This is a genomic window from Croceicoccus mobilis (genome assembly GCF_001661965.1).
Lineage (GTDB): Bacteria > Pseudomonadota > Alphaproteobacteria > Sphingomonadales > Sphingomonadaceae > Croceicoccus > Croceicoccus mobilis.
Map to the genome: position 1 here is coordinate 322733 of NZ_LYWZ01000022.1, position 20350 is coordinate 343082.

The 20350-nt window shown below is 62.1% G+C and carries 20 protein-coding genes; 7 read left to right on the forward strand and 13 right to left on the reverse strand.

Annotated features, from left to right (window positions below; all coding sequences use genetic code 11):
• Positions 1-5: 5 nt before the first annotated feature.
• Both A9D13_RS09070 and A9D13_RS09075 read left to right on the forward strand, forming a co-directional pair.
• Positions 6-1172 (forward strand): nucleotide sugar dehydrogenase, encoded by a 1167-nt coding sequence (locus A9D13_RS09070; protein WP_066773929.1) that lies wholly within the window; start codon positions 6-8, stop codon positions 1170-1172.
• 114 nt (positions 1173-1286) lie between these two features.
• Positions 1287-3140 carry a glycoside hydrolase family 15 protein gene (locus A9D13_RS09075; RefSeq protein WP_082922239.1) on the forward strand — a complete coding sequence of 618 codons (1854 nt, stop codon included), beginning with the start codon at positions 1287-1289 and terminating at the stop codon, positions 3138-3140.
• A gap of 21 nt (positions 3141-3161) precedes the next feature.
• Here A9D13_RS09075 and A9D13_RS09080 read toward each other — a convergent pair whose 3' ends face one another.
• Positions 3162-3293, reverse strand: a complete 132-nt coding sequence (locus tag A9D13_RS09080; protein ID WP_066772669.1) for an entericidin A/B family lipoprotein — start codon at positions 3291-3293, stop codon at positions 3162-3164.
• A 124-nt stretch (positions 3294-3417) separates the two neighbouring features.
• On the opposite strand from A9D13_RS09080, the gene A9D13_RS09085 reads away from it, so the two are divergent.
• From A9D13_RS09085 to A9D13_RS09100, 4 genes are all read left to right on the forward strand, one after another.
• Positions 3418-4524, forward strand: coding sequence for a transporter substrate-binding domain-containing protein (locus A9D13_RS09085; protein WP_229665202.1), 1107 nt, complete (start codon positions 3418-3420; stop codon positions 4522-4524).
• 130 nt (positions 4525-4654) lie between these two features.
• Positions 4655-5863: a toxic anion resistance protein gene (locus A9D13_RS09090; protein ID WP_066772670.1), complete on the forward strand. Its 1209-nt coding sequence runs from the start codon at positions 4655-4657 to the stop codon at positions 5861-5863.
• 10 nt (positions 5864-5873) lie between these two features.
• The gene (locus tag A9D13_RS09095; RefSeq protein WP_066772672.1) at positions 5874-6752 is read left to right on the forward strand and encodes a hypothetical protein; all 879 of its coding nucleotides are present in this window, start codon (positions 5874-5876) and stop codon (positions 6750-6752) included.
• A gap of 14 nt (positions 6753-6766) precedes the next feature.
• Positions 6767-7063 carry a polyhydroxyalkanoic acid system family protein gene (locus tag A9D13_RS09100; protein WP_066772678.1) on the forward strand — a complete coding sequence of 99 codons (297 nt, stop codon included), beginning with the start codon at positions 6767-6769 and terminating at the stop codon, positions 7061-7063.
• Positions 7064-7067: 4 nt separating this feature from the next.
• Here A9D13_RS09100 and A9D13_RS09105 read toward each other — a convergent pair whose 3' ends face one another.
• The 6 genes from A9D13_RS09105 to A9D13_RS09130 all read right to left on the reverse strand — a co-directional run bounded on the left by A9D13_RS09105 (position 7068) and on the right by A9D13_RS09130 (position 13945).
• A complete protein-coding gene (locus tag A9D13_RS09105) occupies positions 7068-7508 on the reverse strand; it encodes a DUF2721 domain-containing protein (RefSeq protein WP_066772680.1) in 441 nt (146 codons plus the stop codon).
• A 58-nt stretch (positions 7509-7566) separates the two neighbouring features.
• Complete coding sequence (locus A9D13_RS09110; protein WP_066772682.1) at positions 7567-8376, reverse strand: class I mannose-6-phosphate isomerase; 810 nt, start codon at positions 8374-8376, stop codon at positions 7567-7569.
• On the reverse strand, positions 8373-9410 hold the full coding sequence (locus A9D13_RS09115; protein ID WP_066772683.1) for a mannose-1-phosphate guanylyltransferase: 1038 nt from the start codon (positions 9408-9410) through the stop codon (positions 8373-8375). The genes A9D13_RS09110 and A9D13_RS09115 overlap by 4 nt, the downstream gene beginning before the upstream one ends.
• A 9-nt stretch (positions 9411-9419) precedes the next feature.
• Positions 9420-10724, reverse strand: a complete 1305-nt coding sequence (locus A9D13_RS09120; protein ID WP_229665204.1) for a glycoside hydrolase family 130 protein — start codon at positions 10722-10724, stop codon at positions 9420-9422.
• The gene (locus A9D13_RS09125) at positions 10678-13053 is read right to left on the reverse strand and encodes a glycosyltransferase family 4 protein (RefSeq protein ID WP_066772684.1); all 2376 of its coding nucleotides are present in this window, start codon (positions 13051-13053) and stop codon (positions 10678-10680) included. Before A9D13_RS09125 ends, A9D13_RS09120 begins: the two co-directional genes overlap by 47 nt.
• A gap of 184 nt (positions 13054-13237) precedes the next feature.
• Positions 13238-13945 (reverse strand): energy transducer TonB, encoded by a 708-nt coding sequence (locus A9D13_RS09130; protein ID WP_172808136.1) that lies wholly within the window; start codon positions 13943-13945, stop codon positions 13238-13240.
• A gap of 130 nt (positions 13946-14075) precedes the next feature.
• Between A9D13_RS09130 and A9D13_RS20815 the strand changes: the two genes are divergently transcribed.
• Positions 14076-14474, forward strand: coding sequence for a response regulator transcription factor (locus tag A9D13_RS20815; RefSeq protein WP_066772686.1), 399 nt, complete (start codon positions 14076-14078; stop codon positions 14472-14474).
• An 8-nt stretch (positions 14475-14482) separates the two neighbouring features.
• Here A9D13_RS20815 and A9D13_RS09140 read toward each other — a convergent pair whose 3' ends face one another.
• From A9D13_RS09140 to A9D13_RS09165, 6 genes are all read right to left on the reverse strand, one after another.
• A complete protein-coding gene (locus A9D13_RS09140; RefSeq protein ID WP_066772687.1) occupies positions 14483-14956 on the reverse strand; it encodes an A24 family peptidase in 474 nt (157 codons plus the stop codon).
• A 29-nt stretch (positions 14957-14985) separates the two neighbouring features.
• Positions 14986-15762: a tetratricopeptide repeat protein gene (locus tag A9D13_RS09145; RefSeq protein WP_066772689.1), complete on the reverse strand. Its 777-nt coding sequence runs from the start codon at positions 15760-15762 to the stop codon at positions 14986-14988.
• Between the two features lie 24 nt (positions 15763-15786).
• Positions 15787-16764 (reverse strand): type II secretion system F family protein, encoded by a 978-nt coding sequence (locus A9D13_RS09150; RefSeq protein ID WP_066772691.1) that lies wholly within the window; start codon positions 16762-16764, stop codon positions 15787-15789.
• A gap of 4 nt (positions 16765-16768) precedes the next feature.
• Positions 16769-17770 carry a type II secretion system F family protein gene (locus A9D13_RS09155; RefSeq protein WP_066772693.1) on the reverse strand — a complete coding sequence of 334 codons (1002 nt, stop codon included), beginning with the start codon at positions 17768-17770 and terminating at the stop codon, positions 16769-16771.
• On the reverse strand, positions 17767-19086 hold the full coding sequence (locus A9D13_RS09160) for a TadA family conjugal transfer-associated ATPase (RefSeq protein WP_066773936.1): 1320 nt from the start codon (positions 19084-19086) through the stop codon (positions 17767-17769). The genes A9D13_RS09155 and A9D13_RS09160 overlap by 4 nt, the downstream gene beginning before the upstream one ends.
• Positions 19087-19154: 68 nt before the next feature.
• Entirely contained in the window at positions 19155-20339 is a 1185-nt protein-coding gene (locus A9D13_RS09165) for a CpaE/TadZ family protein (RefSeq protein WP_066772695.1), read from the reverse strand.
• Positions 20340-20350: the final 11 nt, after the last annotated feature.

Sequence of the window (20350 nt, forward strand, 5' to 3'; positions counted from 1 at the left end):
TGAAAATGAAGATCGCCGTTTTCGGCCTCGGCTATGTCGGGCTGGCCAATGCCGTATTGCTGGCCCAGAACAACGAGGTGGTGGCCGTCGACATCTCGGCCGAGCGTGTTGCCATGCTGAATGATCGCAAGTCGCCGATCATCGACGCCGAGCTGGAAGATTTCCTCGCCTCACGCTCCCTCGACCTGACCGCGACGCTGGATGCGAAGCAGGCGCTCGATGGTGCCGATTTCGTCGTGGTGGCGACCCCGACAAACTATGATGTCGACACCAACAAGTTCAACACCGGCTCGGTCGAGGATGTCATCGAAACGGCGATCGAAGCGGCCCCGCAGGCAACCATCGTCATCAAATCGACGATCCCGGTCGGCTATGTGAAGGCGCTGCGCGAGAGGCTGGGCGCCGACCAGATCATCTTCAGCCCGGAATTCCTGCGCGAAGGGCGCGCGCTTTACGACAACCTCCACCCCTCGCGCATTATCGTGGGGGAGCAGTCGGAGCGGGCGCGCAGGTTCGCCGGCCTGCTTGTCGAAGGCGCCGAGAAGGAGGATATCGCGGTCCTCTTCACCGACGCCGACGAGGCCGAGGCGATCAAGCTTTTCGCCAACACCTATCTCGCCATGCGCGTCGCCTTCTTCAATGAACTGGACAGCTATGCGATCGCGGGCGGCATGGACACACGGCAAATCATCGACGGGGTCAGCCTCGATCCGCGGATCGGGGGGCACTACAACAACCCCAGCTTCGGCTATGGCGGCTATTGCCTGCCCAAGGATACCAAGCAGCTTCTCGCCAATTATTCGGAAGTGCCGCAGAACCTGATCCGCGCGATCGTCGATGCCAATCGCACGCGCAAGGATTTCCTCGCCGACCAGATCCTTGAGCGGAAGCCGAAGAAGGTGGGTGTCTATCGCCTGGTGATGAAGGCGGGGTCCGACAATTTCCGCCAATCCTCGATCCAGGGCATCATGAAGCGGATCAAGGGCAAAGGCGTCGAAGTCGTGGTGTACGAGCCCAACATGGACGTCGACAGTTTCTTCGGATCGAAGGTCATGCGCGACCTCGATGCGTTCAAGGAAGAATGCGATGTCATTATCGCCAACCGCATGAGCGATTCGATCGTCGACGTGAAGGACAAGGTATTCACCCGCGACCTTTTCGGTTCCGACTAACCGGGCGCGGTGTGCGATAGCCCGCCGGGAATTGCCGAAACCATACTGCATTGCGCAATTTTAATCCGGCTGGGTGCTTCACAGCGCGGCTCTCACGGGTAAGGAACGTATTCGATGCAAGATACGAATCACGTTTCCGCCGCCGTCTCGCGCGCAGTCCCTCCTCCGGCCCGGGGCGTTGCCTCGCTCGACCTGTGGCCGATCGGCAATTGCCAATGCAGCGCGCTGATCGACACCGAAGCAACTTTCAGCTGGGCCTGCCTGCCCCGTGTCGATGGCGACCCGGTGTTCTGCTCGCTGATCGACCACGGCAAACAGGGCGAGGAAGATCGCGGTTTCTGGTCGATCTCGCTGGAAGGCGGCAAGGTGGTGGGGCAGGAATATGTCCGCAACACCCCGATCCTGAAGACCAGCTTTGCCGACGATGATGGCAATGCCTTTGACGTCTTCGATTTCTGCCCCCGCTACAAGCATCGCGGTCGCATGTATCGCCCGGTCGCCTTCGTGCGCATCGTGCGCCCCGTATCGGGCTCTCCGCGTATGCGCATGGCGCTGCGTCCGGCCTGCGAATATGGCGCGACCACGCCCGAACGCAGCTTTGGATCGAGCCATGTTTCCTATCGCATGCCCGCGATGGGCATGCGCCTCACCACCGATGCGCCGGTTGGCCTCGTGCAGCAGGAAAGCCCTTTCCGGGTCGAGAACGACCTGCATTTCTTTTTCGGCCCCGATGAAAGCTTTGCGGGCGCGATCGATTCCGGCATTTCGGAAATGCTCACCCGCACGACCGAGGAATGGCAGCACTGGGTGCGCGGGCTTGCCATTCCGTTCGAATGGCAGGACGCGGTCATCCGCTCGGCCATCGGGCTGAAGCTGTGCCAGCATGAAGACACCGGCGCGATCGTCGCCGCGCTCACGACTTCCATTCCCGAGCATGCCGATTCAGGGCGCAACTGGGATTACCGCTATTGCTGGGTTCGCGATGCCTATTACACGGTGCAGGCGCTGAACCGGATCGGCGCGCTGGACGTGCTGGAAAGCTATCTCCAATATCTCCGCAACATCGTCGACAATGCACAGGGCGGACATATCCAGCCGCTTTATGACGTGCGCGGCAATGGGGAATTACTCGAATGGGAAGCGCCGGCATTGGCCGGTTATCGCGGCATGGGTCCGGTGCGCGTGGGCAATGACGCATGGCGGCAGGTGCAACATGATGCCTATGGCCAGATCATCCTGTCATCGGCGCAGGCCTTTGCCGACCAGCGCCTGCTGCGCACGTCGGGGGTGGAGGATTTCACCTCGCTCGAACGCGTTGGCGAACGTGCGCTGAAGGTCTGGTCGACGCCCGATGCGGGTCTGTGGGAGCTCAGGAATTCCACCCACATCCACACCTATTCCGCCGCCATGTGCTGGGCCGCTGCCGACAGGCTGGCCCATGCAGCGCAGGCCCTGGGCCTGACCGAGCGCGAGGAATATTGGAAAACCCACGCCGCCCGCGTGCAGGATGCGATCCTGAAAGCGGCATGGAACGAAAAGACCGGCGCGATCGCCGCGACCTTTGGCGGCGACCAGCGCGATGCGAGCCTGCTGCAGCTCCTTGACCTGCGCTTTATCTCAAAGGACGACCCGAAGTTCCTCTCGACATTGGGCGTGCTTGAAAGCGCATTGCGCCGCGGCGACCACATGCTGCGTTATGACAGCGAGGACGATTTCGGCCTGCCGCACACCGCCTTCAACGTCTGTACCTTCTGGCTGATCGAGGCGCTGCACCACACCGGCCGCAGCGAAGAGGCGCGCACATTGTTCGAAGCCATGCTCGACCGTCGCACCGGCGCAGGCATGCTGAGCGAGGACATCGACCCCAAATCACTGGAACTATGGGGCAATTACCCGCAGACCTATTCGCTGGTCGGCATCATCAATTGCGCGGTCATGCTTACGAAAAGCTGGAACGAATACCGCTGATCAGCCGCGCGCGGGAAGCGCTCAGTTGATCGCTTCCTCGCCGGCCCGGCCAACGGACTGCACGTCCTCGCCAAAGCCCTTTACCGTGTTGCACGCGGCGAGAGAGATGAAGCTTGCGGTAAGCGCGGTGAAAAGCACGGTCTTGCGAAACATCGCCTTTGGTGTCCCGAACGGTTGAACTACGCCACAGTTAGCGCCGATGAAGATTTGCGCAACATGAATGAAAAGCCGGGAGCGGGGGTTTTCATCTGCGCCCCGCCCCGCCATGCTGCCCGACATGACGATGAAGCGCCCCTGGCTCCGCCTCCTCGCCCTGCTGGCCCTTTTGCTGCCGGTCCTTTCCACCCCCGCATTCGCGCAGGATCCGCCATCATCGGATAGCTCTGGCGACACCATGATCGTCGCCACCCGCGAAGCTCCGCCCTTTGCGATGCGCACCGCCGACGGCAAATGGGAAGGGCTTGCCATCGGGCTGTGGGATGAAATCGCTCAGAAGGAAGGCTATGACTACCGGCTGGTAGAAGCCGACCTGTCCGACATGATCGACGGCCTGCCGCGCGGCGAATATGACGCCAGCGTCGGCGCGCTGACCATCACGGCAGAGCGCGAGAAGCAGGTCGATTTCACGCATGCCTTCCATTCGACGGGCTTCGGCATCGCGGTCAAATCGGGCGGTCCGGACTGGCTTTCCCTCTTGGCCAGCTTTTTCAGCATGAGCTTCCTTATGGGGCTTGCCCCGCTGATCCTGGTGCTGGGCTTCGTCGGCTTCCTGTTCTGGATGGCCGAAAGGCGCAGGAACGAGGAGGAATTCCCCCGGGACATTCGCGGACTGGGATCGGGTTTCTGGTTTTCCGCCGTGACCATGACCACGGTCGGCTATGGCGACAAGGCGCCTCGTACGCCTGCGGGCAAGATCGTCGCGCTGGTCTGGATGTTCGCCGCCCTGCTCATCACCAGCACCTTTACCGGCATGCTCGCCTCCTCGCTCACTGCCGGACGGCTGGGTGGAGAAATCAGCAGCCCGGCCGACCTGCTCGACAAAAAGGTCGGCGTGATCGGCGATTCGGCGGCGGAGCAATGGCTTGCGCAGGACGGCATCGCTTCGGACGCAAGTTTCGACGATGCCTCTGCCGGGCTAGCCGCGCTGGAGGATGGGGAGATCGACGCCTTTGTCCATGACGATCCGCTACTGCGCTATTTGCTGAGAAAAAGCGACCTTGGCGATGTGCGCCTGCTGCCCGGATCGTTCGGACGACAGGACTATGGCATCGCCTTGCCGCCCGGCAGCCCGTTGCGCGAAACGATCGACCGCGACCTGCTGGAACAGATCGAGGGCGAGGAATGGAAGGGCATGCTGACCCGTGCATTGGGCGACGGCAGTTAACATCTGGCCGAGCGGCCCTTGCCATATCAGGCAGTGATGACCAGATTTCTTGAAAGAGCTGTTTTACACTGCTAATACACCAACAGGAAAGACGGGGTACGTTCGTGTGCCCACAGCATCCGGGGAAACGATGGCCGATCTGAGCGCTGAAACTACCACCGCAACCGAGCTCAAGCTCGAGGCACCCACTCCCGTGCCCGAGGTAAAGCCTGAGAAGGCCGCTGGCCTCGTCCCCGTGGCGGACGAAGTGAAATCGAAGCTCGACGCCAAGGTCGAGGGTTTCGTCGAGGCTTTGATCGCCGAAGACGCCAATTCGCCCGAATTCGGCAAGAAGGTCGACCAGCTCACCAACATGGGCCGCAAGGAAATCGCGGCGGCGGCTGGCCAGTCCAACCGCTTCCTCGACCGCCCGGTTCGCGCCATGGACAAGGACAGCGGCGTCGGCACCGATCTCGCAGAACTGCGCCGCACGGTCGAGGAACTCGATCCGGGCCGTCAGGGCAAGCTGTCGGGGCCGAGGAAGATCCTTGGCATCATCCCCTTCGGCAACAAGCTCAAGAACTATTTCGACAGCTACACCAGCGCGCAAGGCCATATTCAGGCGATCCTTACACGCCTTGCCAGCGGCAAGGACGAGCTGCTGATGGACAATGCCGCCATCGACACCGAGCGCGCCAAGCTGTGGGAGGCGATGGGCAATCTGGAACAGATGATCCACATTTCGAAGGCGCTGGACCGCGAGCTGGAGAATGCCGCCAACGAGCTCGACATCTCCGACCCGGCCAAGGCCAAGGCGATCCGCGAAACCGCGCTGTTCTACACCCGCCAGCGCACGCAGGACCTGCTGACGCAGATGGCGGTATCGGTGCAGGGCTATCTGGCGCTGGACCTTGTGAAGAAGAACAATGTCGAGCTGGTGAAGGGTGTCGATCGCGCCTCCACCACCACCGTCTCGGCGCTGCGCACCGCGGTGACCGTCGCGCAGGCGATGGCGAACCAGAAGCTGGTGCTGGGCCAGATTACCGCGCTGAACACCACGACGGCGGGCATCATCGACAGCACTTCGACCATGCTGAAGGACCAGACCGGCAAGATCCACGAACAGGCCGCGTCCAGCACGATCCCGCTGGAAACGCTGCAGCGCGCCTTCCAGAACATCTATGACACGATGGACCAGATCGACAGTTTCAAGCTGAAGGCGCTAGATTCGATGAAGCAGACCGTCGACACGCTTTCGGACGAGGTCGAAAAATCGCGCGGCTATATCGCGCGCGCCGAAGGCGCGAACAAGGCGGCGGCGGAGATTGGCCAGTCCGACCTGTTGAGCATCGAGGGCTAACGGGCAGCCCATGGCCGACAGCACCCATAGCTCCGACCGCATCATGACCGATGCCCGTTCCAGCCTTGCCTATCAGCAGGGCGGCGGGCGGCGCGTGGGCGGCGGCTCCATCGGCAAGGGTTCGGCCAAACTCAAATGGCAGCATCTGGCGAAGAAGCTGGTGCGGCTCGCCGCGGCGCTGGCGGTGATCCTGGTCGGCGCAATGGGTTTCGGCCTGTTCGTATCCGCGCTGGGTTTCGAGGGGGTGATGATCACGCTCCTCCTGATGATCGTCGCGGTGTTCTTCTTCCTGCGCTATCCCAAAATGAAGATGCCGAGCCGCGCCGATCTGACGCGCGGCAGCCTGACGCAGACCGTGCAGCGCACCGAATTGTGGCTGGAGCGGCAGGCCCCGGCCCTGCCTGCACCGGCTGCAAATCTGGTCAACCGCATCGGCGGTCAACTCGATGGGCTGGGCGTGCAATTACAGGGGCTGGACGAGAATACACCTGCTGCGGTCGAGGTGCGTAAACTCGTCGGCGATCACCTGCCCGACATGGTGTCGAGCTATACGGCGATCCCTGCCCATCTGCGCAGTGAACAGCGCGCTGGCGGCACCCCGGACAAGCAGCTCATCGACGGGCTGGAACGGATCAGCGGCGAGATCGACACGGTCACCCGCCAGCTGGCCGAAGGCGCGCTGGACGAGCTTGCCATTCGCTCGCGCTATCTCGACTATCGCTATGGCGGACCTGAAACGCCGCTCGGAGAGGTGTCCTCGCAGGAGGCGAGCTTGCCCCCGCCGGGCGCCGCCGATACAGCGCTGCCTCCGCCGGCGGCGAACAATAGCGACAGCGGTGTGCCGCTCACTTTCGAAAAGGACAGGCTGCCGACGCGCAGCCGCGATTAAGGACCGGAATTTCCATGCGCGTTGCCATCCCTCATTCGCTCGACCGCGCCGAAGTCCATCGCCGGTTGGAAAGCCGCAAGGACGACATCGCCGGCTTCGTGCCCGGCGGTCTTGCCGATATCGAAACCTATTGGCAGGGCGAGGACACGATGATGATGGTTATCCGCGCCATGGGTCAGCAGCTTGATGGCCGGGTCGAGATCGAGGACAGCCAGTGCGTGTTCGAGATCGACCTGCCGCCCGCGCTGTCCTTCGTCGAACCGATGATCGGCGGCAAGCTTGAGGAAAAGGGCCGCAAGCTTCTGAGCTAACCGCTCAGAGTCTGCGATCGAGTTCCAGCAAGGCCTCGGGGATGCGCAGCGTGCTCGACGCAAGGCGCGTTTCCGCCAGAAAAGTCACCAGCGCCGTCATGAGGAACGAAAGCGCGATGAGAAAGAAAAACCCATCGAGCCAGCCAAGGTGAGCGAAGAAATAGGTCGTCAGGAAGATCGACAGCACGGTCAGCCCGATCATCACGCCCGATACCACTAGCAGCAGGATCGCGCGATTGATCATGGCGATACGCTTGTCGAGAGTGCGGATCTCGCGCACGATTTCGTCATGCTCGGCGCCTTCGGTTTCCTTGTAGCTGACCTGCAGAACGCGTGCCCGGTCGACCACGCGCGCCAGCCGACCGGCCAGCAGATTGAGGATATTGCCGATGGCGACAAGCACGAAAACCGGCGCAAGCGCGAGCTGGATGGTCTGGGCAATCATTTCGCCTGAGTAAATCGCTCTCGCCGCGCCCGCAAGCGGTCGCGCGACGATTGCCGGATCACGCCGCCAGCGGACGCGTAATCAGGCAATGACCGTGCTGCGCAAAATCGACCGCAGCAATAGATGAGGCAAGCGCGCATTGGCCGGGATGTACGACTTCGCCATCCACGGTGACATCGGCGTCACGCGGGATAACGAGCAGGGCACCGGGATAGTCGCCCGAGATGGCCGCGTCAGGCGCTCCTTCGACCTTGTCCAGAACGAAGAAGGGGCCATCGACCAGCCGCTGGCTGCCCGCTTCCGGCACATGGCGATACAACTCGGGCGCGATCGGTTCACCTTTGGCGACAGACATGCCTTCCTCCAGATGAAGCTCGCGCGGGCGACCATAGTCATAGATGCGATAGGTTATGTCGGAATTTTGCTGGACCTCGATCAGGCTGACGCCTGCGCCGATGGCATGCACCGTATTGGCAGGAATATAAAAGAAATCGCCCGCCTTTACCGGATGCCAGACCAGCAGTTTCTCAATCGACCCATCGAGCGCGGCAGCGCGCATGGCATCAGCGTCAATGTGATCGGCAAAGCCAACCCCCAGAGTCGCGCCCGGTTCGGCGTCTATCACGTACCAGCATTCCGATTTGCCCTGCCTGCCCTTGCCCATGGCTTCGGCCTGGTCGTCATCGGGATGCGTCTGTACCGACAGCTTTTCGGAGGTGAAGATATATTTGACCAGCAGCTCGGGCAGCTGTTCGGGCGGTTCGAACCAGACCTCTCCGATGCGTTTGCCATCGGGCGCGGTGAAGGGCGCTGGCAGCGTGTCACGCCCCCAGACCTTCTCCACCTCGCGCGTTGGCAGAATCGTCACTGCTTGGCCGCTCCCTCGAGCTTGCCGACCTTCTGTGCGCCGGCAGCGGTGGTGATCAGCACTTCATTGCCATCGACGACCACGACCACGTCGTCGAGACCGATTACCGACACGCGCGGGCCATCGGTTTCGACATAGACATTGCTGCAGTCGACCAGCTCGGCGCGGCCCTTGACGGTGTTGCCATGACCATCGCGCATCAGCGCATCACGCAGCGACGTCCAGCTGCCGATATCGGACCAGCCCATCGAGGCCGGGACCACGGCGGCACGGTCGGTATTTTCCATCACGGCATAGTCGACGGATTCAGACTGGATCTTGGCGAATTCATGCGCATGCGGGTGGAAGCAGCGGCCATCCTGCGCACCGTGCGCGACCGCCGAGCGAGCCGCTTCTGCAATGGCGGGACGGTGCTTTTCCAGCTCTTCCATGAAACGATCGGCGCGGAAGGCGAACAGGCCGCCATTCCAGCTGTACTTGCCGTCCGAGAGGAAAGCCTCTGCCGTTTCGCGATTGGGCTTTTCGACGAAGCGTTCGACCTTGAACGCGTCTTCGCCCAGCTGCTCGCCGCGCTTGATATAGCCATAGCCCGTTTCCGGAGCGGTCGGCACGATGCCGAAAGCAACCAGCCAGCCATCGTCGGCCAACTCGGCCGCGCGGCAGGCTGCGCTCTCGAACCCGTCCACATCGGCGATATAATGGTCGCTCGGGCATACCAGCATCACGGTTTCGGGCGAAACGCGGCAGGCAGCCATGGCAATGGCGGCTGCGGTATTGCGGGCCATCGGCTCGACGATGATCTGCGCGCCGTCACCGCCGCCCAGCTGCTTGTCGACATGTTCGAGATGGCTTTCGCCTGTCACCACGATCGGCGGCAGGAATGCCGTGTCGTCGGCGCAGCGCGACAGCGTGGATTCAAACAGGGTGGAATCGCCAACCAGGGGCAGGAAGGGCTTCGGGAAGCTCTTGCGCGAACGCGGCCAAAGGCGCGTACCGCTACCCCCGCACAACACAACCGGCACCATCTTGGTCATCTTCTCAGCCTACTCCATCATGGATAACAATTCGGAAACAGAGCAGCTGGCAAAGCCCACTGCGCTGTCCGATATTCCGTATGGAATCAACAGACTCTCGCCCAATTTCAAGGCTCCGCAAGTATATACCACGTTAGGCACATAGCCCGAGCGGTCGTTATCTTCTGCCGCCAGAACGGGTGCTGAAGAGCGTGCGAGGACCTTTGACGGGTCATTCCTGTCCAGCAGGGCACAGCCAAGCGCATATTTGCGCATCGCACCTACCCCATGGGTGAAGAGGAGCCAGCCTTCGTCGGTAAGTATGGGGCTGCCGCAATTGCCAATCTGGATGAACTCCCACGGGTATTTGGGGCCCATCAGCATCACCCCCTCGTCGTCCCAGCAATCGAGCTTGTCAGAGGTCAAGAGGAACAGATTCTTGCCATCCTGCCGCCCGACCATGGCATAGCGGCCACCCACCTTCTGCGGAAACAGGGCCATGCCCTTGTTGCGGCCCGCCGCCCCCATGATCGGCTCCAGCGTAAAGCTCTTGAAGTCGCGGGTGCGTAGCAGTTCCGACCGGATCGAGCGGCCCGAATAGGCGGTGTAGGTGCCGATCCATTCGAAATCGCCATCGCCATGGTCGAAACGGACAAGGCGCAGATCCTCAAGCCCGCCGGCCTGCTGTTCGGTGATCGGGAAGATGATCGTGTTCGACAGGCTGGAGTCGGGATGGCGGTACACCTCTACCGGCCCCTCGCCCGCCGGATCCGCATCACGCGAATCGGCTGCGGTGGCAAAGCTCGATTGTGGCCACAGGCGGAAGCTGCCGTCCGCTTCCATGATGCCTTCGCGAAAGACGATCGAGCTGATGTGCCCCTCGCCCACGGCCCGCAGGCTCATGACGAAGCGACAGGCATCGCCCGCCATGCCACTCTGGTCGGGATGCGGCACGATCGAAGGGTTCATCAGCGCCGCGGCGGCATAGGTATATTCGTGGCAGAAATAGCTGCCGATGAGCTTTTTCCTGAGATCGGAAAACCGCGCCGGGTCGAAGCCCAGCACTTCCTCGACCTCGGAATAGCGTTCCAGGAACATCTGTTCGGTCTGCCAGTGGCGTTCGAGGAAGTCATGGCACACCCGGCCATATTCGATCTCTGCCGCGCGTTCGGACAGCGATGCGATATCCTCGATCAGCTTCATCGCGCGATTGCCATCGGCGGTCCGGGCCTGCCAGCCCAGGTGAAACGGCCTGAGAACTACACGCGATGGATCCGCGTGCAGCCTGTCATCGGAAATTCGCAGCGGGCTTTTCGGATAGTCGCCGGTTCTCAAGTGTATCTCCCGCTGGAAACATGTCTTTTCCCGACTCGAAGGAGCAGGAACGGGCGAGAGCTACCACGCCATAATGGGCACATTGAAACGCCAAAATGGATTCCGCGCCGCAATTGCGATTGGGCCCGCGCGGAGTGATGCCGTCACGGCATTCCCCGGTGGTCAGATCGGCCAGCACGGCGGCCCGGTCATTGTGGCCCAGGAACCAGCGATAGGCGGTATGCGCATGATCGACCCAGCGCTGCGTGCCATCGGCGCGAAAGGCGCTCATCGCCGCCTCGACGGCTGCCTGCGCCTCCAGCGGCTGCTGGTCGAAGGGCAGCGCCTCGTGTGCATGGGAAAAGCTGTCGGAGCCGACGGGACGGAACTGCCCGCTGGCCGAAACCTGCATCGAGGCGATCCATTGCAGGCTGGAAAGCCCCGCCATCGCCCATTCGCCCTGGTCGAGTATCCGCCCCGCTTCGATCAACGCCTGCGACAGGCGCGGATTGTCATAGCCCAGAACCGCCTCGAACCATGCCCAGTCAGGCCTGCGCGATTCGGCCAGCAGGCGGTTCAGGAATTCGCCGCTGCGCTGAAGCAGGGCCCGTGCGCCCTCGTGGTCGGGCTCACCCTCGATGCGGCAGGCCGCCCCCAGTGTCGCAAAGGCCAGCGCGCGCGGGGATTCGATATCCTCGAACGCGGGCAACGCCTCGTCGAACAAGCCGCGTGCCCACCAGCGCAAATCCTCCGTCCGGCCATGCAGGGCCGTATGGCCCAGCGCCCACAGGGCACGACCGTTGGAATCGTCGGAACCGGTGTGTTCGCTCCAACTGCGGTCGTAGTTCATGAAATTGCGGAAACGCCTCGTCTCGCCATTCCATGCATGGTTCAAAAAAGCGGCGAAAGTGGCGGAAAGGCGGTCGGCGATATCCTCGTCCATCGCATCCGCCATGTTCACCAGCATCAGCGCGCGGGCATTATCGTCGAGGCAATAGCCATGCCGCCGGTCCGGCACCCGCCCGATGGCATGCTGGATCATGCCGGTATCGTCGCACATGCCATAAAAGGAAGACAGGCCGGGCGTCGCCAGCAATGCCTTGCCGCCATGCGGCGCGTCGGCCGCGACCTTCTCGATAAGCTTCGCCACTCCATCGGCAAAACGCGGCCAGATCGTCTCGCGCCCACGCGCATAGGCGCGGCGCTGCAGCGCCTCCAGCGCCATGGGATCGTCGAGCAGGCCGGTCACGGCCCGCGCTATCGCCTCGCTCGAATGCGGTTCGACCAGCTCACCCACGCCATCAGACAGCAATTCCGTCGCGTGGAGGTAAGGGGTGGAGATCACCGCCTTGCCCAGCGCGACCGCATAGCTGAGCGTGCCGGAGGTCGATTGCTGGAGATTGGGATAAGGCGTGACATAGATGTCGCTCGCCTCTAGCTGGTCGAGCAATTCGTCGGTTTCGACAAAGCGGTCGACCCATTCGACATGATCCGCAACCCCGAGTTCGCCAGCCAGAGCCTGCAGGCGCTCGCGATAAGCCTCCCCCTGCTCGATGACGAGATTGGGATGCGTGGCGCCGACGATGCGATATAGGAAATCGGGATGGCGCCCGGTGATGGCGGGCAATGCTTCGATGACGCGCTCAAGCCCCTTGCCCGGGCCCAGCAGGCCGAAGCTTGTCATCACCTTCCGGCCCGACAGGCCGAATTGCGCCTTGAACTGCTCCTGCCGACCGAAAGGGCGGTCGGGCGCGCCATGCGGGATGACGGTGATGCGGGCATCGCCCACATCGTATAGCTGCATCAACAGATCGCGCGAATGGCGCGCCATCACCATGACCTGCGAGGCTCGCTCCACCAGCCGGGCGACGATCCGGCGCTGCCGGTCGGAAGGATCGGCCAGCACGGTATGAAGCGTCACGATAAGCGGCGCGGCCAGCCTGTCGACGAGGTCCAGCACCATCTCGCCATCGTCGCCGCCGAAGATGCCGTATTCGTGCTGAAGCCATACGGCATCGACACCGCTTTCATTGATGCGCCGTGCGGTGCGGGCATAGGCGCCGCGATCGTCCTGCCCGATTTCGCCGGCAATTCCGTGGTGCTCCACGGGCTTTGCCGGATTGGTCATGGCATAGACATCGCAGCTGATATCGGAATGGAACTTACCGAGCTGTTCGACGATATCGCCGGTGAAGGTCGCGATGCCGCATTTTCGCGGCACATAGGTGCCGATCATGGCGATGCGGCGGCGGGCCGTGGCATTTTCCGGGCCGGAGAAGAGGCGGATCACGCCGCCGGGATCGTCCACATGACCGTTGACGTTTGCGCCCCCCGAAACTCCGCCTGCCATCAAGCCAATTCCCCATATGAGAAGCCGATAGATGCCTAACGCGGCATGGCCGGGCGCAGTTCCTTCGCGATTGCGAAATCGTCGAGAGAATCACTCGGCTTGCCGCAAGGTAACCCGCCGGAACGCTGGGACAAAGCGGCCCAAGAGGATTAGCGCAGGTTTTCGCACTTGCGGAATATTAAGTCTATAAAAAGAAAGACTGACGCCACCCGGTCCGATCGGGCACCGGCCTGCCATTAGCATCGAGGGCGGGCCGATAGCGGAACCGCTGCTCGATCAGCTGGCAGGTGATGCGGTCGGATTCCGGGTCGCCGGACGGGCTGGTGACCGTGCAGTTGCGGGGCACGCCATCCACGCCGATGTCGAAGAATACCGTGACGGACGTGCCAAGCCGGTCGCGCGAACTGCGGCGCGGATAGTCGCGCGCGTCATTGATATCGCCCGCGATCTTCACAGCCCTGCGCGCAATAGGCGCACCGCCCATGCCGCTGCCTGATCCGCCGCTGCCAGTGCCGATGCCATCACCGCCACCTCCCGATCCTGCGCCTGCTTCGGAAGCACCCGACCGGCTTTCCGTCCCATCTGCCACGACCACGGGCAACGGGGGATCAGGCTTCACGACGACCTTGGGTTCTGGCGCGGCCTTGGGCTGGGGCTCCGCCTTGGGCGCAGGCGGAGCAGAGGCGCCCTCAGGCTCAGGCTCTGTCGGTGGGGGCGCGGGCTCTTCGGGTGCATCGACGGCAAACGATGTGATCGTCTGCGTCACCTGCGGCACCACGTCGATGTCGAAAGCGCGCAAGAGCGCGAGGATCGCGACCAGATGCAGCAGTCCGACCGCAACCATGATCCCCAGCTTACGCGGGGTGAAGCGCCGGCGCGCCGGTGATTTCAAGCGAGATCCCTCCATCCTGGATCAAATCCATATCCCCTTGCCACCGTTCCCGATCCGATGCCGCGAGGACTCCGGGGACGCTTGCGGTAACTTTTGTTGGCAGGGAATCGCAAGGGTCGTGAGGTGGAACATGAGTTATGTGATTGTGGTGGACGATGACGAAATGCTTGCCGGAATGCTGTGCGATCTGCTGGCGGCAAAGGGGCACACGGCAGCGCATTACCGAACGGCCGAATTATTGCGGCAGCGGATGATGTTTCGCCGGCCCGATGCGGTCCTGCTCGAACGGTCGGTGGCTGACGGTTCAGGCATGGAGGCGCTGGCCGACATACGTTCAGACCCTCGGCTGGCCGGCATCCCCGTCATCATGATGATGGCCGGGCACGAACAGAGCGCCCTGCTGGCCGCGCTGCGCGCCGGGGCGAGCGATTACATGACGAAACCCTTCCTGCCCGCCGAGCTTCTGGCCCGGGTGGACGGCGTGCTCGCCGCGCGAGCTGCTATCGGTGGCCAAGGCGGCCCTGCCTGATCAGCAGGTCAGGCAGGCCACACGCCCATCAGCGGGTTCGAGACAATGGCGAAGATGCCCCCGATTGCGATCGCCACGCCATAGGGTAGCGGACTTTTGCTAGTCAGCTTTGTGCCGCGCGCCAGTGACCAGAAATACCAAGCGATCAAAAGCACCAGACCAGCCAGCGCCAGCCCAACCAGATAGGCCGCGGTCTGCCACGCCGGTATCCACAGCGCGCAGACTGCAAAGAATTTCGCGTCGCCCCCGCCCCACACGCCGATGGCGAAAAGCGCAATGCCAACCGCCAGCGCAGCGATGAAATGCAACAGGCCCCAAAGCAGTATGGTCCAGCCAAATACCAGCGGCACGGCGATCAGGCCGACCACCAGTATCGTCAGGTTCAGCCAGTTCGGAATGATCTGCCTGCGAAGGTCCAGCCCCGCCCCGATCAGGGCGAGGATGGAAAAGACCGCGAGAAAAGCGGCCGGATAAGTCTGCACGATATTCTATTCCTGTGTGATCAGGTCGATCACTGATCATTGAAGCTGAAGCGGATCGGATAGCCGCGACGGGCCTGCGCACTGCGTCGGGCACGCTGCACCACGCTCCGGCTTGCGCTCAGGGTTTCGCGCTTCTCAACCCGGACGGCAGGCGCTTGGGCACTTCCCACCTTCACGATCGCCGGGCGAGAGGCTGTCCGCACGGGTGCGGCAGCGTCCGCTGCCTCGCGGCTCGCAACCTTGACGGAGCTGTTCGGGACCTTGCCGACACTCACCGCTGCCGGCCCCGGCAGCGCACCAATCGTGATCGCCCCGCGATGCTCACGCTGCCGGGCCGCAGGAACGGGCATTTCCAGTTCCGCCATCTCGACCTGCTGCGTAGCGGGCTGATCGGGCATGATCGGCATGCTGCCTTCCAGCCGGGCAAGATTGCGCGTGAAGCGATCATCCCTGGGCGCAGCAGCCACCGCCATGGTGAAATAGCGGTGCGCCAGATCGGTGCGGCCCAGACGGTCATAGGCGATAGCCATCCCGTTATAGGCTTCGCCCGCATATTCGGGATCATAGGACGCCTGCCGGAACGCGATGACCGCTTTCGTCACCAGCCCTTTTTCGAGGTAGTAACGGCCGACGGCGAGCCGCCCTTCGAAATAATCGCCCATGTCGACATTGGTTGCCTCGGCCTCGGCATGCGAAGTGCCGAAGATGGACTGGCAGCCCGAAAGCCCCATCGATGCGGCAGCCAGAGCGGTTAGAGCGATGGCCCTTTTCAAGCGGCCGTTGGCGCGCCGTGCGTTCATGGTCATGTCTAAGTCCCCCGTTTCAATTTCTTAGCTGTTCATCAGCGGGAAAATGTCCCGCACCACACGAATGCTGGCAGGAAGCATGAGCACCCCGATCATGGTCGGCAGCATGCACACGACCAGCGGTATCGAGATCAGCACCGGGATACGATGCGCCTTTTCCTCGGCGCGCATGCGGCGTTTCTCACGCATTTCACCGGCATATACGCGCAGGGTCGAGGACATGCTGGTTCCCAGCTTGTCCGACTGGATCAGCAGAGTCGTGAAAGAACGGATCTCGTCGACGCCGGCCATGTCCGCCATCTTGCGAAATGCCTCCTCGCGGCTGGCACCGGCGCGCAGGCGAAGCACCGCGACCGACAGCAGTTGCGACACCAACGGATGCGACTGCACCATTTCGCGGCCCACGCGGTCCATGCCCGCCTCGATGCCAAGGCCCGCCTCGACGCAAACGAGAAGCAAGTCGAGACAGTCCGGGAAACCGTTGACGATCTCCTCCCGCCTCCGGTCAGCCTTTGCCTGAACGAATATATTGGGCAGGTAAAGACCGAGAAAACCGAGAACGGAGCCGAAGATATAGATCGTCAGGAATCCCGGCGGTTCAGGCCGGGTATAGACGACGAGCACGAAGCCAAGGACCAGGATAAACGGCAGCACGAGCCGCACCAGCGTAAAGATGCGCGGTGCCGAAGGATGGGTATAGCCCGCCTCGATCAGCTTGCCGCGCAGGCGTTCGTTCTTGGTATCGGTCAGGTTGAGACCGCTTCGCTCAACCATGTCGGCGAGATTCGCCCAGGCGGACCGATTATTCGATTCGCGAAGGCTGGCCGCGCTTTGGCTTTCCGATGAACGGCGTTCAGTGCCAAGGGTCTGAAGCCCGGCCCTGATCTGCGCCCGGCGTGACATGGCCCCCATCGCGAGATAGGCGATTGCCGCGACGATCGCGAACAGGCCAATCAACGTGGCAAGTCGCGCGACCTGATTGTTGAGAATGAAATCGAGCATGGCGTCAGACCTTCAGGTCGATGATCTTGCGGATCCAGAAGAACCCGGCAACATACATGGTCATCAGCACGATGAAGCCGATGATGAACATCCTGTCCTCGGCGACGGAAAGATAGAATTCCGGGTTCACCATGAACAGGCCAAGGAACGCGGCAACCGGCAGGATGGTCAACATCCACCCTGTCATGCGCCCTTCCGAACTCAGGGCGCGGACCTTCATGTAGAGGCTGGCGCGGGCGCGGATCACTTCCGACAGGTTCTGGAGGATCTCGGCCAGATTGCCGCCCGTCTCGCTTTGCACGGAAAGCGACACGACAAACATGCGAATATCGTCGAGGTCCCAACGCTCTGCCATAGCTGTCAGGGCGTCGGTAAGGTCGGCGCCATAGGCAACCTCGTCGGAAACAAGGCCGAACTCACTGCCGATCGGATCCTCCATCTCCTGCGTCAGCAGTTCAAGAGCGGCCGCGATCGGATGACCGGCGCGCAAGGCGCGTACGAACACGTCGAGGGCAATGGGAAACTGCTCTTCCACCCGTTTGCGCCGTTTCGTCGCGATCGCGGACAGCACCATGACCGGCAGGACGAAGGATGCCGTTGCCGCAAGGACAAGCGCCAGCATCACGACACCGGCAGAAAAGGTGAAGCCCGACCCGCCGATCAACAGCATCAGCAGCACCGAAATCACGACGAATGCCAACCCCATCACGGTCAGCATCTGCATCGGGCTGAATCCGACCTGCGCAGCCATCATCGTGCGTTCGAGCTTTTGCAGCATCGCTGCAAGAATCGGCGGGAGATTGGCATGATCCTGCGGCGTGTTCTTGCGCAGGCGGGCTAGGATCTCGTCGCGGCTCGTCCCCTCGCGGATCATGGAAAGGCGCTTGTTGATAGCGCGCGTATGCGCCGTCTTGGCAAAGGTATAATCAAGGCCGAGCTGGACGAACAGGAACACGGTCCCGCCAATGGCCAGGATCGCAAGCCACCTAAGAAGGTCGTCGATCATGTACCCATCTCGAAGTCTGGGCGGAACAGTTCGGGCGGCAGGGTGATTCCTGCCGATACTGCATCGCCATGGAACTTGGGACGAATGCCTGTCGCCTCGAAATGGCCGATGACATTGTTGTGCTCGTCACGGCCCGTGATCTTGTAGCGATAGATCTCCTGCATGGTGATCGTTTCGCCTTCCATGCCGATCAGTTCCGAAAGGCTGAGAACCCGGCGGCGACCGTCAGCCAGACGACCCACCTGCACGACCACGTTGATGGCCGAAGCGATCTGTGCGCGGGCCGCGCGGGCTGGCATCTCGATGCCGCTCATGCCGATCATCTGCTCCAGTCGCGAAAGCGCATCGCGCGCCGTATTGGCGTGAACCGTAGTCATCGATCCGTCGTGACCGGTGTTCATGGCCTGCAGCATGTCGAATGCCTCTCCGGCACGCACCTCGCCCACGATGATGCGGTCAGGACGCATACGCAGCGCGTTCTTGACGAGTTCGCGCTGGGTAACCTCGCCCTTGCCTTCGACATTGGCCGGGCGCGTTTCGAGACGGGCGACATGGTCCTGCTGCAATTGCAGTTCGGCCGAATCCTCGATCGTGACGATGCGTTCGCGCGGATCGATAAAGGAACTCATGGCGTTCAGCAGCGTCGTCTTACCCGAACCGGTGCCGCCTGAGATCAGCACATTGCGCCGCGAGGCCACGACCGCGCGCATGACCTGCGCCATCGGTTCCGGCACGGAACCCAGCTCGATCAGGCGTTCGATGCCGATCCGCTTCTTGGCGAATTTACGAATGGAAAGCAGCGAGCCGTCGACAGCAAGCGGCGACACGATGGCGTTCACACGCGAACCGTCGGCAAGACGCGCATCGACAAAGGGCGAGGATTCGTCGATGCGGCGGCCTACCGCGCTGACGATCTTCTGGATAATGCGCATCAGGTGCTTGTCGTTCTGGAATTCGGTCGGGACCTTTTCCAGAAGACCATTGCGTTCGACGAAAACCGTCTCCGGCCCATTTACCAGGATGTCGGTGATCGAATCGTCCTGCAGCAAAGGCTCGAGCGGGCCGAGACCGAGCAGTTCATCCATCACATCGTCGATCAGATCGTTACGTTCGGATCGGTTGAGCGGCTCATGACGCTGGATGAGAATTTCGCCGATGATCTCGCCGATCTCGGTGCGCATCTGCTCTCGCGGGATCTGGTCCAGCGCCGACAGATTGATCTTTTCCAGAAGCGCGCGGTGGATCGAGACCTTGAGGTCGAGAGCGCGCTTCTTGTTGAGATCCTGCTCACCATCGAGGGTCTGCAGGGCGGGCATCGCAGTTCCGACACCGTCCGAGACACCGGGCTGGGAATCAGCCTCTGCGCGCTTCACCGACCATTTCATCAGCCTTGCTCCTGCTGGCGGTCACACATCTGGTCGGCCAGTTTCTGGATGTCTTTCACGAACGGCGCCTTGCGGTTCAATTCGGTAAGCAGCAGTCCCTGATCCTGCGCGGAATCGAGCCCGACCTTGTCCTTCGCGATCGTCGCGCTGATCTGGCGATGCAGCGTATCAGCCACTTCGTGGACGCCGATCGACTGGAACATCTTCTTCTCGACCCGATTGACGACCAGCCGCAAATTATCGCGGGGCACATCCATCATGTCGAAGAGTTCGAGGCAGCGCTTGGTCTGGCGAAGCCCGCGAATGCTCTGATCCGTCAGCATGATCATTTCCGAACAGGCCAGTGCCGCCGAAAGCGACCAGTTCGTCCAGTTGACCGGCAGATCGACAAGCACATAATCGAATTCACGGCGCGCCAGCGTCAGCATGCGCAAGAGGCGGTCGACATCGACATCCTCCAGCGGAGTAATCTGCGGCGGCGCGGCGATGACGAAATTGCCCTGCCTCGTCTCGACCGCCGAATCGCGAATGACATCGCCGTCCAGCCGTTCTCCCGCCTCTAGCAGGTCGAGAACGGAATGCTGCGGCGAGAGGCCAAGCTGGGTTGCCACCTCGCCAAACTGCAAGTCCAGATCGACGATGCAGACACGCGATCCACACGCACCGTTTTCGGCAATGGCTGCGGCCAGATGCGTCAGAACCGTCGTAGCGCCGGCCCCGCCCACTGCATGCACGACACTCGCCATCGGGGCGAGCCGGTCCATCGCGCTGGTCGAGCGACTCGCCGTCGCCTCGATGACCTGCGTGAACAGTTCTTCGAAATCGAAGGGCAGTGCGACCACATCGGTCACGCCCTGACGCAGCAGCGTGCGGACAAGGCGAAGATTCGCGTCTTCGACAGCTGCGAGCACAGGAAGATCAGGACGCAAGTGGCGAACCTGTTCGAACCGGGAAAGCGACGCCTCACTCGATGGATCGATCTGCAGGACCAGCATCTCGGCCTGCTCGATCACCGATGATGGCACAGCCTCGTCACTGGCCAGCGCGTGCGTGTGGAGCTGGCTCGTCTTACGGCCGCCGACCTCGCCCTCCAGCTGTGCGATATGCGCCTGAGTGGCGACAACGTAGGCTTTCATGGGCAGTTCGGTCCCGCTGTTCCTTGCGATGATGAGTTCGCTTTTCATGGTCTGCAAAC

Coding starts and splice junctions, on each gene's coding strand:
- A9D13_RS09070 (WP_066773929.1), top strand. CDS start 6: ATGAAGATCGCCGTTTTCGGCCTCGGCTATGTCGGGCTGGCCAATGCC.
- A9D13_RS09075 (WP_082922239.1), top strand. CDS start 1,287: ATGCAAGATACGAATCACGTTTCCGCCGCCGTCTCGCGCGCAGTCCCT.
- A9D13_RS09080 (WP_066772669.1), bottom strand. CDS start 3,293: ATGTTTCGCAAGACCGTGCTTTTCACCGCGCTTACCGCAAGCTTCATC.
- A9D13_RS09085 (WP_229665202.1), top strand. CDS start 3,418: ATGACGATGAAGCGCCCCTGGCTCCGCCTCCTCGCCCTGCTGGCCCTT.
- A9D13_RS09090 (WP_066772670.1), top strand. CDS start 4,655: ATGGCCGATCTGAGCGCTGAAACTACCACCGCAACCGAGCTCAAGCTC.
- A9D13_RS09095 (WP_066772672.1), top strand. CDS start 5,874: ATGGCCGACAGCACCCATAGCTCCGACCGCATCATGACCGATGCCCGT.
- A9D13_RS09100 (WP_066772678.1), top strand. CDS start 6,767: ATGCGCGTTGCCATCCCTCATTCGCTCGACCGCGCCGAAGTCCATCGC.
- A9D13_RS09105 (WP_066772680.1), bottom strand. CDS start 7,508: ATGATTGCCCAGACCATCCAGCTCGCGCTTGCGCCGGTTTTCGTGCTT.
- A9D13_RS09115 (WP_066772683.1), bottom strand. CDS start 9,410: ATGACCAAGATGGTGCCGGTTGTGTTGTGCGGGGGTAGCGGTACGCGC.
- A9D13_RS09125 (WP_066772684.1), bottom strand. CDS start 13,053: ATGGCAGGCGGAGTTTCGGGGGGCGCAAACGTCAACGGTCATGTGGAC.
- A9D13_RS20815 (WP_066772686.1), top strand. CDS start 14,076: ATGAGTTATGTGATTGTGGTGGACGATGACGAAATGCTTGCCGGAATG.
- A9D13_RS09145 (WP_066772689.1), bottom strand. CDS start 15,762: ATGACCATGAACGCACGGCGCGCCAACGGCCGCTTGAAAAGGGCCATC.
- A9D13_RS09150 (WP_066772691.1), bottom strand. CDS start 16,764: ATGCTCGATTTCATTCTCAACAATCAGGTCGCGCGACTTGCCACGTTG.
- A9D13_RS09155 (WP_066772693.1), bottom strand. CDS start 17,770: ATGATCGACGACCTTCTTAGGTGGCTTGCGATCCTGGCCATTGGCGGG.
- A9D13_RS09160 (WP_066773936.1), bottom strand. CDS start 19,086: ATGCCCGCCCTGCAGACCCTCGATGGTGAGCAGGATCTCAACAAGAAG.
- A9D13_RS09165 (WP_066772695.1), bottom strand. CDS start 20,339: ATGAAAAGCGAACTCATCATCGCAAGGAACAGCGGGACCGAACTGCCC.